Raw genomic sequence first — 15,187 nt, 5'->3', positions numbered from 1 at the left:
ACTGATCAACAAGGTGTGGAGCCCGCAGTACTCCCTCTGGCTGGTCGTTCCAGCTGTTTTGGCACTGCCGCAGTGGCGGCTGCTGCTCAGTTGGATGACCGTCGACATGCTCGTGTGGCCCATCCTGATGTGGCACATGCTCGGCGTGGAAAACAAGGGCTTGCCCGGGGAGTTCCTCAATCTTGTCGTTCTCGTGCGTGATGGGTTCATCGTCGTCATGATCGTGCTCGTCGTGATGCAGATGTGGAACCGTCGCCCCGATAAAGTCGCTGCCGCCCACGGCGGCCATGATCCGCTGCTGACCACACCTGATGTGTGGGGAAAGGAAGACCGAGGATGCTCAACCTCACCACAATCCTGGGAATCATCTCCATCTTCATCTCTTTCATCCTCTTCGGAGCCGCCTTCTACTCAGTGATGAAGAAGAGGCCGTGGAAGGTCCCCATCACGTTGGGTGTGCTGGCCTTTCTGTTTATGACGTTGATCCCCGTCAGCCTGGCCATCTTCTTCGCCGTGCCCGAGGGGGCAGCGGGCTAAAGCCCTCGTTTGGGGTGATTTTTTCGTACTTGACGGATGGGGTACGCTGGGGAGGTTGCTTGACGCAACGAACCCTCCTGCTATCGCTAACAGTGGCGATGGCCGAAACCGATAACAAGACCATAGGAGGTGATGAGGTCCGTGCGTCACTACGAAGTCATGATCATTCTCGATCCGCAACAAGATGAGCGCACTGTCGCCCCGTCCCTGGATAAGTATCTAGAGCGCGTCCGTAAGGACAAGGGCACAGTGGAGAACGTTGATGTGTGGGGCAAGCGCCGTCTTGCGTACCCGATCGACAAGAAGGAAGAGGGAATCTACGTTGTTGTCAACCTCGAGTGCGAGGCTGACACCGTTTCCGAGTTTGACCGCGTTGTTAACCTAAGCGACAACGTCATGCGTACCAAGGTTCTGCGAACCGACAAGTAAGAGCGAAATCTGGTACACAAGCCAGTAAGAAGCTCATTAGTTCACTGACTTTTACGGACAACTTGTAGGAAGGCAAAAACCATGGCACAAGGAGATACTCCCATCACACTCGTCGGCAACCTGACCGCCGACCCAGAGCTGCGCTTCACCCCATCCGGTGCTGCCGTAGCAAACTTCACCGTCGCATCCACCCCGCGTCAGTACAACCGTGACTCGGGCCAGTGGGAAGACGGCGAAGCCATGTTCTTGGACTGCAGCGTGTGGCGTCAGGCCGCGGAAAACGTAGCTGAATCCATGTCCAAGGGCATGCGCGTGATCGTTACAGGACGTCTCCGCCAGCGTTCCTACACCAACCGCGACGGCGAGAAGCGCACCGTTTTCGAGGTCGACGTTGACGAAGTTGGACCATCCCTGCGTTGGGCATCCGCTCAGGTAAACCGCAACCCCCGCGATGGCGGCGGGTCCGGCGGCAACTGGGGCGGAGGCAACCGCGGCGGTGGCCAGCAGCAGTCTCAGAGCGGCTTCGGCGGCCAGCAAAGCAGCCAGAACCAAGGCGGCTTTGGCCAGGGCGGTCAGAGTGGTCAAGGTGGCCAGGGCGGCCAGCAGCAGGGTCAGTCCCAGCAGCAGGCGCAGCAGCCGGCCAATGATCCGTGGAACTCAGCCCCGCCAGCCGGTGGATTCGGCGGCGGAATGGACGATGAGCCCCCGTTCTAAACGATCACATTTTTCAACTGAAGGAAGGTAATGGATCATGAAGCTGATCCTCACCGCTGCCGTTGATAACCTTGGCGCACCCGGCGATATTGTCGAGGTCAAGGGCGGCTACGGACGTAACTACCTGCTTCCACGCGGCCTGGCCATCGTGGCCACGCCTGGCGCAGAGAAGCAGATCGAAGGCATCAAGCGTGCCCAGGAGCAGCGCGCAGTGCGCGACCTGGATCACGCAAAGGAGCTGCGTACTCAGCTCGACGAGCTCACTGGCGTGACCGTCAAGGTACGTACCTCGGAGTCTGGCAAGCTGTTCGGCTCCGTCAATGCTGGCGACATCGCAGACGCGATCAAGGCAGCAGGCGGCCCAGCTATTGACAAGCGCATCATCGACCTGCCAAAGGGTCACGTGCGCAAGACCGGTAACCACCAGGTCATCGTCAACCTCCACGACGACGTGGAAGCCAAGGTGAACTTCGCGGTCGAAGGCGCATAAGTTCGCTTTTCGACGATCCACTGGCTGCAACTGTGGCACCGGGTGAGGCCGGTCCCTAAATTCGCAGCCTGACTGGATCCTATGACAACAGCATTTTTGGGCGCAGCCCCCGCACTTGTGAGGAGTGTCGGGGGCTGCGCCCTTTTTTCGCGTCAGCCGGCCCCTTTCCTAACCAAACTGTCGAAGCTGAACTGTTGGAACAGGGCACTTTTTGCTAGTTTCCACCCCGAAACGCCCCAGTTCCAACAGTTGAGGTCCAGCAGTAGGTGTTCGTCATCGGTGATTTCCACGATCTGCGAACCCGAAACCGCAGTGGCAAAAAGATCATGATCGCAGAGTGAGTCACCATCACCATCTGAATACCGGAATCGGAGCCAGCCCCGCGCGTGCCCCCACAGCGAGCAACTCTCGGATGAACATTAGTCCTCCATTAGGTACTCAATGGTGCCATACGGGTCAGCAATGAATTCACGCCGAGCGCTGACAGCCTCTACATCATCGAAGGGGCACGACGGTCTAGTCGGAGACATCCGGCAGTCTCGCCCCAGGGACAGCCATCAGCACCGGTGAGTGGGGCGCCATAATGACCAGCCCGCCACGACGAGCCACGTGCAGCAACAGCCCCAGCAGCTCCAGTTGGGAGAAGACGGAGAGGAAGTCGACCGGCTCGTCGAGCAGGACGAGGCCGTCGTCGATAAGCTTCCGAAAGATCGTCATGAGACCTTCGCCGTGACTGCGTTTGGACAGTTCCGCAAGGTCGAAATTTAGGGTTTCTTAGTATTGTCTCAGGTGAAGGAAGGATTTCCTGCGCACGAAGAACACGTCCTCGGGGTCGGCTTCCATGGATACGGCGAGAGCTTCTATGATCGGGGACTTTCCGCTGCTGTTGTCGCCGGTAAGGATCGTGATGGGGCCGTAGGGCAGGGAGTGATCGACGAATGCGCGGACCGCGGGCAGCGCTTGAACAAGCGTTTCAGCATACTACGCAGCCCGGTTAGAACCTGTGGATAACTTAAGAGATATTTGTACTATCTTAGGTGTGTTTCCGCGCCAAACCGCCCAAAATAGGCCCACGCAGCCCCAAAAATCCCGATTGTCAAACCAGCTGGTAGGGGAGTTATCCACCGATTTGCAAGAATTTTCCACAGGGGGTGAACACCGCGTGAGCTGCGAAAACGTTACTTGTCCCCAGTGGGATATCGGAGTTATCCACAAGTTATCCACAGGCTGGTGGGAAATGGGAAGAGGTACTGACCGCTATCGATGCGAGTTATCCACAGGAAGTTGTGGAGAAGTGGAGAAATGGGTCCCTCTGGGGGTGTGGATGGAGCGGGGGCAGGCTCCCCAGCGAAGCAGCTCGTCGGTAAGATGCGTAGTCAGTACAACGGGCAGGATTGAAGGGGACGAGATGGCTTCAGGGGAAGGCGCAACAAGCTTTGACGACGACGGTTTTGTGCCACCACCAGACCCGCAGGAAGAACGGGGAAGTAGCCGCAGCTATCGTCGTAAAGCAAACTTCAATCGCCAGGACGACGGGATGCACGAATACCGTCAGCCGCCGCACGACCGGCAGGCGGAGATGGGTGTGCTGGGCTCGATGCTGCTCAGCCCCAACACCGTGCTTGATGTGATCGAGGAGCTGACGGCGGAGGACTTCTATTTCCCTGCCCACCAGTTGATTTACCGGGCGATTATGGATCTGTACTCGCTCGGCAGCGAGATCGACCCGGTGATTGTGGCCGGCCGCCTAGATCGGCTGAATGAGCTGGAGCGCGTCGGCGGCGCCCCGTACCTGCACACCCTGATTTCGGAGGTGCCGACGGCCGCGAACGCTCGCTACTACGCGGAGATCGTTGCGGAGAAGTCCGTGCTGCGTCAACTGGTGAACGCCGGCACGCGCGTGGTGCAGATGGGCTACGACGGCACGGAGGGTATGGAAGTTGAGGCCGTCGTCGACCGCGCCCAGCAGGAAGTCTTTGCGGTGGCGCAGCGGCAGACCACCGAGGACTACCAGGCTTTGTCGGAACTGCTGAAGCCCACCGTCGATGAGCTAGCAAAGATTGAGCGCGGCGGCGGCCTCGAGCAGGGCGTGCCCACCGGTTTTCTGGACCTGGACCGCCTGACCAATGGCCTGCACGCGGGCCAGATGATCATTATTGCTGCGCGTCCGGGTGTCGGTAAGTCCACTCTGGCGCTGGACTTCATGCGCTCGTGCTCGATTCACAATGGCAAGACCTCGGCGATCTTTTCGCTGGAAATGTCCGCGACAGAGATCGTGATGCGCCTGCTCAGCGCGGAGACTGAGATCAAACTGTCCAGCATGCGCGCCGGCACCATGGAGGAAAAGGACTGGGTCACGCTGACCAACCGCCTTGAGGAGATCCAGGAGGCGCCGATCTTTATCGACGATTCCCCGAACCTCACCATGATGGAGATCCGCTCCAAGGCGCGCCGCTTGAAGCAGCAGCACGGGCTCGACCTTGTCGTCTTGGACTACCTGCAGCTGATGAGCTCCGGCAAGAAGGTCGAGTCCCGCCAGCAAGAGGTGTCCGAATTCTCGCGCCAGATGAAGCTGCTGGCCAAGGAGCTCGAGGTCCCTGTGATCGCGATTTCGCAGCTCAACCGTGGACCAGAAGCCCGTACCGACAAGAAGCCCCAGCTGGCGGATCTGCGTGAGTCCGGTTCCCTGGAGCAGGACGCCGATATGGTCTTCCTCCTCTACCGTCCGGACTCGCAGGATCGTGACGATGAGCGCGCCGGTGAGGCAGACATCATTGTCGCGAAGCACCGTGGCGGCCCGATCGATACGATTCCGGTGGCGCACCAGCTGCACTACTCCCGTTTCGTCAACATGGCGCACGGATAGCGGCGCACGACGACGCGGCAGCGCCGGCGGGGGTAGTGGTGCACATCACATTCATCCCCCCTTGTGTGGCGGAGGCACGTATGTATGCCCTAAAAAGCCCAGCTCAGGGCTACCTATATGTCTCACCATTGAGTTAGGTTTGCCTTACCAACGATGACAGGGGGTAAAAATCACCCTAAAGTGAGGGCATAACGAAAGGAGCTAGTCGTGACCATCCGAACTGTAGATAATGCATCCCCGGCCTGCGCGACCACCATGGCACGTCTTGATGACTCCATTACGGTTGCTCGCACTGACGCATCCACCATGTTGCTCAACATGCCGCGCTCGATCGACGAGTTGAACGAGGCAACGCAGGACCAGGGATTCTTCGCAAAACTCAAGAACATCTTCGCATAATATTTTCACGCTTAACGACGAGCACCCAGCCACTCTTATCGTGGCCGCGTGCTCGTTTTCGTTTTTGCCCTCGTGCTAATCCAAAATCTTTCCGCGCTGCTCCGGAAGCGTGAATGCTGCCACCGCAGCGATCGCGAAAGCCGAAGCAAACACCGCGAACACGGCCGTCTGACCGCCGAAGACTAGCAGGGGTGGCACGATCAAAGGAGCCAGGATCGAGCCGATGCGCCCGAATGCGGCAGCGGCACCTGTGCCGGTGGCGCGGATCGCGGTGGGGTAAAGCTCTGGGCCAATCGCATAGAGCGCGCCCCACGCGCCCAGGTTAAAAAACGACAGCAAGCAGCCGGCCGCGATGATCTGCCATTTAGAACTAGCCAACCCATAGAGTCCGGCGCTCACCGCGGAGCCGACCAGGAACACGGACAAGGTCACGCGCCGGCCCCACACCTCGATCAGCCAACCGGCCAGCGCGTAGCCCGGCAACTGTGCCAGCGTGATAATCAGCGTGAAGGCAAAGGACCGCACCAAGGTGAACCCCTGGTCCACCAGCAGCGATGGAATCCACGTGAACGCGCCGTAATAGGACAGGGACACCCCGAACCACACAATCCAGAACGCCGCGGTGCGCTTCCACATATCAGCACCCCAGATGCCACCGGTCAGGTGCTCCTCGGCCGGTGCCGCGTCGAGCGGATCCACGTCCGCAGGATCCACTCCCTCTTCGAAGGAGCGCACAACCGCTTCGGCCTCGTCGTAACGCCCCTTCTCCTCGAGGAAGCGGACGGACTCCGGCATTCTCATGCGCACGAACAGCGCGTAGATGGCGGGCACCGCGCCCAGCGCCAAACCCCAGCGCCAACCGTTTTCCCCTTCTGTAACGACGAAGGTACCGATCACCGCGGCCAGGATCCAGCCGACCGCCCAGAAGGCTTCGAGCCACACCACCATGCGGCCGCGAACTTTGCGCGGGGCGAACTCGCTGACCAGCGTCGAGGCCACCGGAAGTTCCGCGCCTAGGCCCAGCCCGGTGAAGAAGCGGAAGATAAGCAGCACGGCCACGGACCCGGCCAGCGCGGAGGCGCCGGTGGCCAAGCCATAGACTAAGAGAGTGAGGGCGAAGACTTGGCGGCGACCGATCTTGTCGGCAAGGAGCCCGCCCAGGCTCGCCCCGATGGCCATCCCGATAAAACCGACCGAAGCGATCCAACTAGTCGTCGTCTTGTCCAGGTCCCAGTGCACCGCGAGCGCCGCGATAACGAAGGAGACCAGCCCCACGTCCATCGCATCCAGTGCCCATCCGATGCCGGAACCAACCAACAGTTTCTTGTGCTTGCGGGTGACAGGAAGGCAGTCGAGGCGCTCTGTCCGGGTCAGGCCCGGTGTATTCGTGGTGTTCACGCCTCACACTATAGGGCCGACCAGGCGAAAAAGACCTCCCAAAATCAAAACTGGTCCGACCAGCGCAGCTCGCTGTATCGTTATGGCTAATACAGAAGGGAGCAGGCATGCTTATCGACGAACACTCGGCTACGCCGTTGTACCAACAGGTGCATGATCAGATTTTGTTGGCGATCGCCCAAGGCCGCCTCCGCCACGGCGACCGTCTTGATTCCGTGCGCCAGCTTGCCGAAACACACGGCCTCAACCCAGCCACGGTGCAGAAAGCCTATGATCTCCTGCGCGCCGATGGTGTGCTGCACACAGATGGCCGCCGCGGCAGCACCATTAACGTGCCGCAGCAGGCAACGCGGCAGTCGATCGTCGATACGCGCAACCAGCTTGCAGACGTGTTGACGTTGGCTGTGGCGCGCGGGGTGAGCGCGGGGCGTGTGCGTTCGCTTGTCGACGGCATCCTGACAGAGCTGAAAGCCCCGCCTGTGTAGGACGGGGCTGGAAGCGTTGCGGGTTCTAGTAGGAGGATTTGAAGCCGCGGAGGCGCAGTGAGTTGCTCACCACGAATACGGAGCTAAAGGCCATCGCGATGCCCGCGAGCATCGGGTTGAGCCAGCCGAGTGCCGCGACCGGGATGAGGATTACGTTGTAGGCAAAAGCCCAGAACAGGTTGCCCTTGATCGTGCTCAGCGTCTTGCGGGAGAGGCGGATTGCGTCGCCGGCGCTGCGCAGATCGTTATTCATCAAGGTGATGTCCGAGGCCTCGATGGCTACGTCGGTGCCTGCACCCATCGCCAGGCCGAGCTCAGCGGTGGCCAGGGCGGCCGCGTCATTGACTCCGTCGCCGACCATTGCCACGTGCTTGCCCTCGTCCTGGAGGTGCTGGACCACGGTGACCTTGTCCTCGGGCATGACCTCGGAGATCACGTTCTCCTCAGCCACGCCCACCTCACGGGCCACGGCCTCTGCCGCGCCTTGGTTGTCGCCGGTGAGCAGATAGGGGGTGAGCCCCAGTTCCTTGAAGTGCGCGACAGCCTCCGCCGAGGTCGGCTTCACGGTATCGCGCACGGTGATGATGCCCAGGGTGTCGTCGTTACGCGTGACGACGACTGGCGTGCCACCTGCCTGCTGTGCCTCATCGAATGCCTGCTGCAGGCCATTAAGCGATCCTGCGGCGCGGCCGACGACCACGCGGTCCTCGCCGACTGTGGCGGAGACACCCACGCCAGCTTCGTTCTGGAAGTTAGTTGCCTCCGGTAGCGCCGCCGATGCATCTGCCGACGCGGCGCGAACAATGGCTTGGGCAATCGGGTGCTCAGAACCGGACTCCACTGCTGCGGCCAGAGCGAGGACCTCATCGGCCTCGAAGCCTGCGGCGGGGGAGACATGGGCAACGTTCATCTCACCAGAGGTGACGGTGCCGGTCTTGTCCATCACAATCGTGTCGGCTTCGCGCGTGGACTCGAGGATCTCCGGGCCCTTGATCAGCAGGCCAAGCTGTGCGCCGCGACCGGTGCCGACCAAGATCGCCGTCGGCGTCGCCAGGCCCAAAGCACAAGGGCAGGCGATGATCAGTACCGCGACTGCCGCGGTAAACGCGTGGGCCGTACCGTGGCCGACAAGCAGGTGGCCGATCAGGGTCACAATCGAAATCACAATGACCGTGGGCACAAAGATCGCGGAGATCCGGTCAACCAGACGCTCTACGGGGGCCTTGCCGGCCTGGGCGTCCGATACCAGCTTGGCCATCTGGCTCAGCGTTGTATCCGAACCGACGCGAGTGGCCTCCACGATGAGGCGGCCAGAAGTATTCAACGTGGCGCCCGTAACGGTGTCGCCTGCAGTGACTTCGACCGGAACAGATTCGCCGGTCAGCATCGACTCATCGACCGCAGAGTTGCCATCGACGACGCGACCGTCCGTGGCCACCTTCTCACCAGGGCGAACGATGAACTTATCGCCCACCTGGAGCTGGGAAATCGGGATGCGTACTTCCGCGCCGTCGCGAATCACCGCGGCGTCCTTGGCACCCATGTTGAGCAGGTTGCGCAGGGCTTCCGACGATTGTCCCTTCGCCTTGGTCTCAAACCAGCGGCCGAGCAGCAGGAAGGTGATCACCACTGCCGTGGTCTCCAGATAGATTTCATCCATGCTGGTATCCGAAGGCAGCAAGCTCATCTCCATGGTCATGCCGGTCTCGCCGGCGTTGCCGAAGAAGAGAGCGTAGATACTCCACCAGTACGCCGCCGAGGTACCCAAAGTGATCAGAGTATCCATGGTGGTTGCGCCATGCTTCAGGTTGGTCCAGGTGGCGCGGTGGAATGGCTCGCCGCCAATCACGTACACGAGGGTGGTCATCACTAGGACGGCCCACTGCCAGTAGGTGAACTGCAGCGCCGGGATCATGGAGATCAACATCACCGGAACGGTGAGGATCGCCGAGAAGATCAGCTTCGACTTGAGGCGGTCGGCCTCGTCGTTACGCGCATCGTCGATACGCTCCTGTGCGCTACCACCCGCGGACGCAGAATCCTCAGCAGAATCCTGGGTGCCGTCGGAAAGTGTAAAAGCGTCGTAGCCGGCGCCCCTGACCACGTCGATCAACCGAGACTGGTCGACCTTCTCAGGGTCATATTTGATGGAGGCGGTCTCCGTGGAATAGTTCACGGACGCGTCCACGCCATCGACCTTGTTCAGCTTCCGCTGCACGCGGTTCGAACAGGACGTGCAGGTCATGCCCGTCACGCCCAGATCAATCTGGGTCAGGTTGGTCGGAAGATCAACTGGGGCGTCGGTAATGTCAGGGGAGGGGCTATTTGACAACGTATCCGGCCTCCTCCACGGCGGCGGCAACCTGCTCGTCGGTGAAGTTGTCGCCCGTTACGCTCACGGCGCCCGTGGTGTGGTCAGCGGTGACATCGGTAACGCCGGCGATCTCGCTGACCTCTTCCTTTACGCTGGCCTCGCAGTGGCCGCAGGTCATTCCGTCGACGGTGTAGTTCTTGGTTGCCATGATGATGTCCTTTCTTTGGGGGGTTACTGACCTCGACCTTATACCCCTAGGGGGTACCTGTCAACGGTGTCTAGGACTCAATCCGCACCTCCGGGCGCGTCACCGGGGCGGGATTCTTGCGCGGCTTCAACCGCGAGTTTGGGAAGGTCGGCGCAGGAAGGCGGGGCAAGCCGTCAGCATCGTGGGAGATATAGCCATGGGTCTCACCGAAGCGCTCGCCGTGGCCCTCCCACTCCTGGCGATACTGGGCCACCTCCTCATGCGTGCGCCCAATGAAGTTCCACCACATGACCACGTCTTCAGTAAAAGGCTCGCCGCCGATTAAGATCACGCGCGCGCTGGCTTCGCCTGGGTTGTGGAGCGTCAACTGTGTCTCACCCACTCCTGTGTAGGCGAGTTCGTGGCGTTGTGCCACGGTGCCGCAAAGTTCTACGGGGCCTTCGTCGACAAGCACCCCGTGCTCGAAGCTGGAATCGACGCTGATCGGTAGCGTCGCGCCGGGATCGAGGAGGATTTCCGCGCCAACCAGCGGGGTGTAGGTGGGGATCGGCGAGGTGGAGCCGAACAGTGTGCCCATGAATACGCGCGCGCTGCCGCCGTCCAACTCGACGGCCTTTGGCGCGTAGTGGTCGAAGCGGCGCTCGCCGTGGCGGGCGGAATCGGGCAGGACGGTCCACAGTTGGACGCCGTGCAACGTGGTGGTGGACTGGGTTGAAACTTCGGAATGGCAGATTCCGGCGCCGGCTGTCATCAGGTTCATTTCGCCGGGTAGGACGACGGCGTGGTTATCGCCCGAATCATGGTGGGTGATTTCGCCCTCGAAGAGCCAGGACACGGTTTGCAACCCCGTATGCGGGTGTGGCGCGACGTCCATGCCGCCGGTCTCGGAGACGTCGTCGGGGCCGTAATGGTCGACGAAACAAAAAGCACCGATCAGGCTGCGCTGGCGTTGTGGCAGGGTGCGGTGCACGTTCATGGCGCGAGGCCCTCCGAGGGGGACCTCGCGCGCGGTGATGAATTCTACCTTGACGGATTCGGCTTTGCTGGCATTGTTTGTGGACATGTCACCATCGTATGCGAAACGTCAAGGGCGGTGCGGCTGAACAGGGTTATTCGTCGAGAAGCGAAAACCCAGCGGCTTCGACAGCGTCACGGACGTGATCGTCGGAAATCGCGTGCCCATCGACGGTGAGATGGCCGGTTTCAACACTTACTTCCGCACCCTGGAAGCCGGGAATTCGTGCGAGCTCACTCTCAATCTGCTCCGCATCCTCCCGCGTTTCGATACCTTCTACTTGGTAGTTTTTGGTCATTGCGATAACTCCTTGCAAGATCGACGATGCGGGAATACTTGGCACCCGTATATCGTTGGGGCCAATAAGGAAAGACTACAAAATTAGGGAGATAAAATGGCAACGATTGATTTGAACGAAGAAAACTTTGAGCAGACCGTCACTAAAGACGGCATCGTGTTCGTCGACCTGTGGGCTGACTGGTGTGGCCCCTGCAAGCAGTTCGCGCCGACCTATGAGAAGGCTTCGGAAAACCACGCCGACGCAACCTTCGCAAAGGTCGATACCGAGGCGAACCAGCAGCTCGCAGCGGCGCTTCAGGTCCAGGCGATCCCGACCTTGATGGCATTCCGTGACGGCATCCTCGTCTACCGTGAGGCCGGCGCCCTGCCCCCAAAGGCGTTCGAGGACCTCATCGGTCAGGTCAAGGCTTTGGACATGGATGATGTCCGCCGCCAGGTCGAGGAGCAGAACCAGCAGCAGCAATAAAGTCTGCAGCTTCCGGCACAACCCACCCCTGAACTGGGGTGGGTTTTCACATGTCAGGTGGCACATTCGCTTGACGACGAATACCTGCCTTGCCGTGTGGGACGGCGAAACCGGCGACAAAAACGTAAACTCGGCCGTATATACCGTCAAAATTATTAGGAGTGTTTAGCGCCCATGGCAAAGAACCCGTTCAGCAAGGGCTGGAAGTACCTGATGGCGTCCTTCGATCAGAAGATCGACCAGCATGCGGACCCGAAGGTTCAGATCCAGCAGGCTGTTGCTGCCGCGAAGAAGCAACATCAGGACATTACCCAACAGGCCGCGAGCGTGATCGGCAACAAGAAGCAGCTTGGGATGCAGCTCAACCGCCTGCAGAAGTCGCAGGCAGATCACCAGCAGAAGGCGCGCACCGCGCTGCAGGCTGCGGACAAGGCGGCTGCTGAGGGCGATACCGAGAAGGCAGCACAGTTCAATAACACCGCGGAGATTTTCGCATCCCAGCTAGTCAGTGTGGAGCAGGAGCTAGAAAACACGAAACAGCTCTACGCCGCCGCCGATCAAGCTGCGGCCCAGGCCGAACGCCAGCAGAAGGAATCCGAGGCCCGTCTGCAGGAGCAGTTGGCTGAAGTGGACAAGTTGATGGCGCAGGCCGATCAGGCCGCCATGCAGGAAAAAACGGCGGAGGCGATGGACACGATTGGCCAGTTTAAGTCGGACGATTCGGTGCCCACTTTGGACGGTGTGCGCGATAAAATTGAGCGCCGTTATGCCGACGCTTTGGGCCAGCAGGAGCTGATGGGCGACTCTGTTCACGACCGGATGGCTGAGATTTCATCGACAGGTACTGACATGAAGGCGACGGCAAAGCTCGATGAGATCCGTGCCTCGATGCAGGGCGCTGGCGAGCTCACAGCGGGGACCGAGCGCGGCGCTGAAGACGAGATGGCTGAGGCGGAGGCGTATCTGGCTGAGCATGCTGACGATGCTGATGGCGAGGACACCAGCGAAAACCCGCGCGCTTAAACAAAGAAAACGGCCTCCCTTGAGTGAAAGGGAAGCCGTTTTTCAGCTCGGAGGTTAGTCCTCGGTGCGGCGGATGTTAATCAGCACCCCGCGGATGCCCGAGTGGAACCCATCGCGCAGATTGACGCGTTGAGATTCCGTGAGGGTGTATTCGTGCAGCGTCTCGCAGGCGAACTGTAGCAGTGGGCGGTCAACCTCCGGGGGCAGGCCGCCGCCCGACAGGGTGTGTGCCTTATCGCGCTGTTCGCCGGATGCAGCATTCTCGTACCACCATGTCGCGTACTGTTGGCCGACGTCAAAGGGGGTTTGGAAACCTGCGGATGTCCACACCTCTTCCGGGAGTGGGACATAACGCGAACGCAGTTTGCGGCGCGGAGCCATCATGGACGGCTTCGGCGTTGGCTTGTTAGCTCCAGTTGTGTCCGCAGGCAATGGTCCCGGCTTGGGCTGTTTTGCCAGTTCAGCCTCTACCTCTGAAGGTTCCTCTTCCTTGCTGGTCACAGGAGGTTCGGTTTCTGGGGCCTGCGGTGCAGATGAATCCTCAGCTTTGCTTTCCGACGATTTCTCGGCGGCATTGTGCTTGCTTTCGTCGGCGGATGTTTCCTTCTCAGCTGCCGTGGCAGTGCCCTTCGCCTCGGTTTTCGAAGGTGGCGCCGAGTTATCGACGGGGGTCGGGATCTCGGTCATGCCCTGGATCTGGCCGATTGGCTCAGCGTCATCGATAGGGCGTTCGCGGATCGTCGGCGGCAGCGGACCCTCCAAAACCTGAAGCTGCATAGCATCGGCAAAATCCTCACGTGGATCCAGGATCGTCACCGAATCGCACGCGTGGCGCAGTGCGGAAGACATGGAGTCCCAGCCAAAACCGTAGAGGTGCATCCGCACCCCGTTGTTAGTGGCCTCCTCTACTCCTGGAATCATGTCCGCGTCGCCGGACACTAAAACGAAGTCTGTAAATTGTCCACGTAGGGCATTGACAACAATGTCGGTGACCAGCCGAGTGTCCACGCCTTTTTGGGTGCGACGCTCACCCCACTCGATGAGTTGCCCAGTGCGTAACTGGACTCCGTCGCAGGTTCGCAGTGCCCTTTGGTAGCGGTGGGGGCCTGATTCAGGGATCCCGTCGTACCAATATTGGCGATGTACCGGTTGATGTAGTTGGTGGCTGATCATCTGGTCGAGATTGTTCACCACCTCTGGCAAGTCAATTTCTAGTTGTGAACGGGCTCCTGTCTCCCATGAGTTATAAAAGCTTGCGAGCAGGTAAGACGTGTCCACAAACACAAGTGTGCGTTCAAGCATGGCTCCTAAATTCCGTATCTTTTTGATTCTAAATAAATGTTTACGCCTCCCAGTCTGCCTGATAAAGGCCCTCTACGTCGAGAGATGTCAGACATCGGGGAAGGATATTCACTGTAGTCAACGGATAACCTTGGACAATAGTTCCCCAAGCTCCTATGGTTAGTTACATAACTAACCAACCCGCTACCCATTGGGGAGCTGAGCGTGGACAACGCCGCAGAGCCACTATTCCGTCAGATCGCCACCCTGATTGAAAACTCGATCGTCGAGGGCAACCTCCGCCCAGGCCAGCAAGCGGCCTCCTCCAATGTGCTGGCAGAATTCCATGGAATCAATCCGGCCACCGCGCGCAAGGGCTTGAATTTGCTTCACGACGAAGGCGTTTTGGAGAAAAGGCGTGGAATAGGAATGTTCGTTACCGAGAATGCGCGGGAGGTCATTGTTGAGAAACGGCAAGTGACTTTCGTGGCAAGGTACTTGGCGCCGCTTGTCGACGAGGCCGTGCGCCTTGGTTACACACGTGACACCCTGCGTGACTTGATTGAGAGAGTTGCGGAGAGTCGCGGAATGTACCGCTAGTTAGCTGCTTTACGACGATCCCTAGGTCGCTATTTTGTGTTGTTGGCCTGGGGTTTTGTGTTTTGTTGGGGGTGTGTGTAAGTTTAATCAGGTCAGCGAGACCGACAACGCCCCGCTCGAGAGAGTGAGATGGCGGTTAGGAAAACTACCGCAGACAAAACATTTTTCTTCGTTTCAACTCTTCAAACATGTTGATTTGACTTCAGTCAGGTTGATGTTTAAGGTTGGACAGGCTGCCTAGCACAGTGTTAACGATAGGTTAACAGCCTTGTGTGGGTGTGCGAATGTTGTGTGAGAACTCGATAGTGTGCCAATGTACTTTTTTGTTTGTGTGTTGGTGTGTGTGCCTGTGTGCTTGCAATGATCATGGTTTTTGACTGGTGGTTGTTGTTGGTGTGTGCCGGTCGCACTGCAGCTTCCGTGGTTGTGGTGTGTTTTTGTTTTCGGTGCAGCATGGGTGTACATAGTTGATGTGCATTCAGATTGGTAGATGAATCATAATTTTTTATGGTTGTTTACTTTTTGCCGACCCCTGTTGTTTCCCTGTCGGGTGGGGGTTGGTTGTTGTAATTCTATTTTTTGGACAACAAGTATTTAACAGCACTGTGGTGTTGTTTTTGCTGGTTGTTTGTTTTGGTTGGGTTTTGGGCTTTTCACGACCC

At 59.2% G+C, this 15,187-nt stretch carries 17 protein-coding genes and 1 pseudogene; 11 read left to right on the top strand and 7 right to left on the bottom strand.

Features of this window, described 5'->3' with window-relative positions; all coding sequences use genetic code 11:
- From ACHFGA_RS01790 to rplI, 5 genes and pseudogenes are all read left to right on the top strand, one after another.
- Nucleotides 1-418 (top strand): annotated as a pseudogene (locus tag ACHFGA_RS01790) (hypothetical protein); the annotation flags it as partial.
- The gene (locus tag ACHFGA_RS01785; RefSeq protein WP_394280749.1) at nt 415-537 is read left to right on the top strand and encodes a hypothetical protein; all 123 of its coding nucleotides are present in this window, start codon (nt 415-417) and stop codon (nt 535-537) included. The pseudogene ACHFGA_RS01790 and the gene ACHFGA_RS01785, both read left to right, overlap by 4 nt.
- Nucleotides 538-669: 132 nt before the next feature.
- Nucleotides 670-966, top strand: a complete 297-nt coding sequence (rpsF, locus tag ACHFGA_RS01780; RefSeq protein ID WP_394280748.1) for a 30S ribosomal protein S6 — start codon at nt 670-672, stop codon at nt 964-966.
- A gap of 81 nt (nt 967-1,047) precedes the next feature.
- Nucleotides 1,048-1,680 (top strand): single-stranded DNA-binding protein, encoded by a 633-nt coding sequence (locus tag ACHFGA_RS01775; RefSeq protein ID WP_394280747.1) that lies wholly within the window; start codon nt 1,048-1,050, stop codon nt 1,678-1,680.
- Nucleotides 1,681-1,717: 37 nt separating this feature from the next.
- Nucleotides 1,718-2,170, top strand: coding sequence for a 50S ribosomal protein L9 (rplI, locus tag ACHFGA_RS01770; protein WP_018581194.1), 453 nt, complete (start codon nt 1,718-1,720; stop codon nt 2,168-2,170).
- Nucleotides 2,171-2,686: 516 nt separating this feature from the next.
- On the opposite strand, the gene ACHFGA_RS01765 is transcribed toward rplI, so the two are convergent.
- On the bottom strand, nt 2,687-2,887 hold the full coding sequence (locus ACHFGA_RS01765; protein ID WP_394280746.1) for a hypothetical protein: 201 nt from the start codon (nt 2,885-2,887) through the stop codon (nt 2,687-2,689).
- A gap of 691 nt (nt 2,888-3,578) precedes the next feature.
- On the opposite strand from ACHFGA_RS01765, the gene dnaB reads away from it, so the two are divergent.
- Nucleotides 3,579-5,036: a replicative DNA helicase gene (gene dnaB / locus ACHFGA_RS01760; protein ID WP_394280745.1), complete on the top strand. Its 1,458-nt coding sequence runs from the start codon at nt 3,579-3,581 to the stop codon at nt 5,034-5,036.
- A gap of 207 nt (nt 5,037-5,243) precedes the next feature.
- Nucleotides 5,244-5,435, top strand: coding sequence for a hypothetical protein (locus ACHFGA_RS01755; RefSeq protein ID WP_018581896.1), 192 nt, complete (start codon nt 5,244-5,246; stop codon nt 5,433-5,435).
- Nucleotides 5,436-5,510: 75 nt separating this feature from the next.
- On the opposite strand, the gene ACHFGA_RS01750 is transcribed toward ACHFGA_RS01755, so the two are convergent.
- Nucleotides 5,511-6,833, bottom strand: a complete 1,323-nt coding sequence (locus ACHFGA_RS01750; RefSeq protein ID WP_394280744.1) for an MFS transporter — start codon at nt 6,831-6,833, stop codon at nt 5,511-5,513.
- 107 nt (nt 6,834-6,940) lie between these two features.
- On the opposite strand from ACHFGA_RS01750, the gene ACHFGA_RS01745 reads away from it, so the two are divergent.
- Nucleotides 6,941-7,318 carry a GntR family transcriptional regulator gene (locus ACHFGA_RS01745; protein ID WP_394280743.1) on the top strand — a complete coding sequence of 126 codons (378 nt, stop codon included), beginning with the start codon at nt 6,941-6,943 and terminating at the stop codon, nt 7,316-7,318.
- 25 nt (nt 7,319-7,343) lie between these two features.
- On the opposite strand, the gene ACHFGA_RS01740 is transcribed toward ACHFGA_RS01745, so the two are convergent.
- The 4 genes from ACHFGA_RS01740 to ACHFGA_RS01725 form a co-directional block, all read right to left on the bottom strand.
- A complete protein-coding gene (locus ACHFGA_RS01740) occupies nt 7,344-9,626 on the bottom strand; it encodes a heavy metal translocating P-type ATPase (protein WP_394280750.1) in 2,283 nt (760 codons plus the stop codon).
- 13 nt (nt 9,627-9,639) lie between these two features.
- A complete protein-coding gene (locus ACHFGA_RS01735; RefSeq protein WP_394280742.1) occupies nt 9,640-9,840 on the bottom strand; it encodes a heavy-metal-associated domain-containing protein in 201 nt (66 codons plus the stop codon).
- Between the two features lie 70 nt (nt 9,841-9,910).
- Nucleotides 9,911-10,903, bottom strand: coding sequence for a pirin family protein (locus ACHFGA_RS01730; protein WP_394280741.1), 993 nt, complete (start codon nt 10,901-10,903; stop codon nt 9,911-9,913).
- Nucleotides 10,904-10,949: 46 nt separating this feature from the next.
- Nucleotides 10,950-11,153, bottom strand: a complete 204-nt coding sequence (locus ACHFGA_RS01725; protein WP_394280740.1) for a heavy-metal-associated domain-containing protein — start codon at nt 11,151-11,153, stop codon at nt 10,950-10,952.
- Between the two features lie 96 nt (nt 11,154-11,249).
- Between ACHFGA_RS01725 and trxA the strand changes: the two genes are divergently transcribed.
- Together trxA and ACHFGA_RS01715 are read left to right on the top strand one after the other, a co-directional pair.
- Entirely contained in the window at nt 11,250-11,621 is a 372-nt protein-coding gene (gene trxA / locus ACHFGA_RS01720) for a thioredoxin (RefSeq protein ID WP_394280739.1), read from the top strand.
- Nucleotides 11,622-11,795: 174 nt separating this feature from the next.
- Entirely contained in the window at nt 11,796-12,644 is an 849-nt protein-coding gene (locus tag ACHFGA_RS01715; RefSeq protein ID WP_394280738.1) for a PspA/IM30 family protein, read from the top strand.
- A 54-nt stretch (nt 12,645-12,698) separates the two neighbouring features.
- Here ACHFGA_RS01715 and ACHFGA_RS01710 read toward each other — a convergent pair whose 3' ends face one another.
- Nucleotides 12,699-13,946, bottom strand: a complete 1,248-nt coding sequence (locus ACHFGA_RS01710) for an NYN domain-containing protein (protein ID WP_394280737.1) — start codon at nt 13,944-13,946, stop codon at nt 12,699-12,701.
- A gap of 204 nt (nt 13,947-14,150) precedes the next feature.
- Here ACHFGA_RS01710 and ACHFGA_RS01705 point away from each other — a divergent pair, with 204 nt between their 5' ends.
- Complete coding sequence (locus ACHFGA_RS01705; protein WP_394280736.1) at nt 14,151-14,525, top strand: GntR family transcriptional regulator; 375 nt, start codon at nt 14,151-14,153, stop codon at nt 14,523-14,525.
- Nucleotides 14,526-15,187 lie beyond the last annotated feature (662 nt).

The sequence above is a fragment of the Corynebacterium sp. genome, from assembly GCF_043426755.1.
Classification (GTDB): domain Bacteria; phylum Actinomycetota; class Actinomycetes; order Mycobacteriales; family Mycobacteriaceae; genus Corynebacterium.
Note: the sequence above shows the minus strand (reverse complement) of the source record. Positions and strands in the feature narration are given on the sequence as shown.

Coding starts and splice junctions, on each gene's coding strand:
- ACHFGA_RS01725 (WP_394280740.1), bottom strand. CDS start 11,153: ATGACCAAAAACTACCAAGTAGAAGGTATCGAAACGCGGGAGGATGCG.
- dnaB (WP_394280745.1), top strand. CDS start 3,579: ATGGCTTCAGGGGAAGGCGCAACAAGCTTTGACGACGACGGTTTTGTG.
- ACHFGA_RS01775 (WP_394280747.1), top strand. CDS start 1,048: ATGGCACAAGGAGATACTCCCATCACACTCGTCGGCAACCTGACCGCC.
- ACHFGA_RS01710 (WP_394280737.1), bottom strand. CDS start 13,946: ATGCTTGAACGCACACTTGTGTTTGTGGACACGTCTTACCTGCTCGCA.
- ACHFGA_RS01715 (WP_394280738.1), top strand. CDS start 11,796: ATGGCAAAGAACCCGTTCAGCAAGGGCTGGAAGTACCTGATGGCGTCC.
- ACHFGA_RS01765 (WP_394280746.1), bottom strand. CDS start 2,887: ATGACGATCTTTCGGAAGCTTATCGACGACGGCCTCGTCCTGCTCGAC.
- rplI (WP_018581194.1), top strand. CDS start 1,718: ATGAAGCTGATCCTCACCGCTGCCGTTGATAACCTTGGCGCACCCGGC.
- ACHFGA_RS01745 (WP_394280743.1), top strand. CDS start 6,941: ATGCTTATCGACGAACACTCGGCTACGCCGTTGTACCAACAGGTGCAT.
- ACHFGA_RS01730 (WP_394280741.1), bottom strand. CDS start 10,903: ATGTCCACAAACAATGCCAGCAAAGCCGAATCCGTCAAGGTAGAATTC.
- ACHFGA_RS01735 (WP_394280742.1), bottom strand. CDS start 9,840: ATGGCAACCAAGAACTACACCGTCGACGGAATGACCTGCGGCCACTGC.
- rpsF (WP_394280748.1), top strand. CDS start 670: ATGAGGTCCGTGCGTCACTACGAAGTCATGATCATTCTCGATCCGCAA.
- trxA (WP_394280739.1), top strand. CDS start 11,250: ATGGCAACGATTGATTTGAACGAAGAAAACTTTGAGCAGACCGTCACT.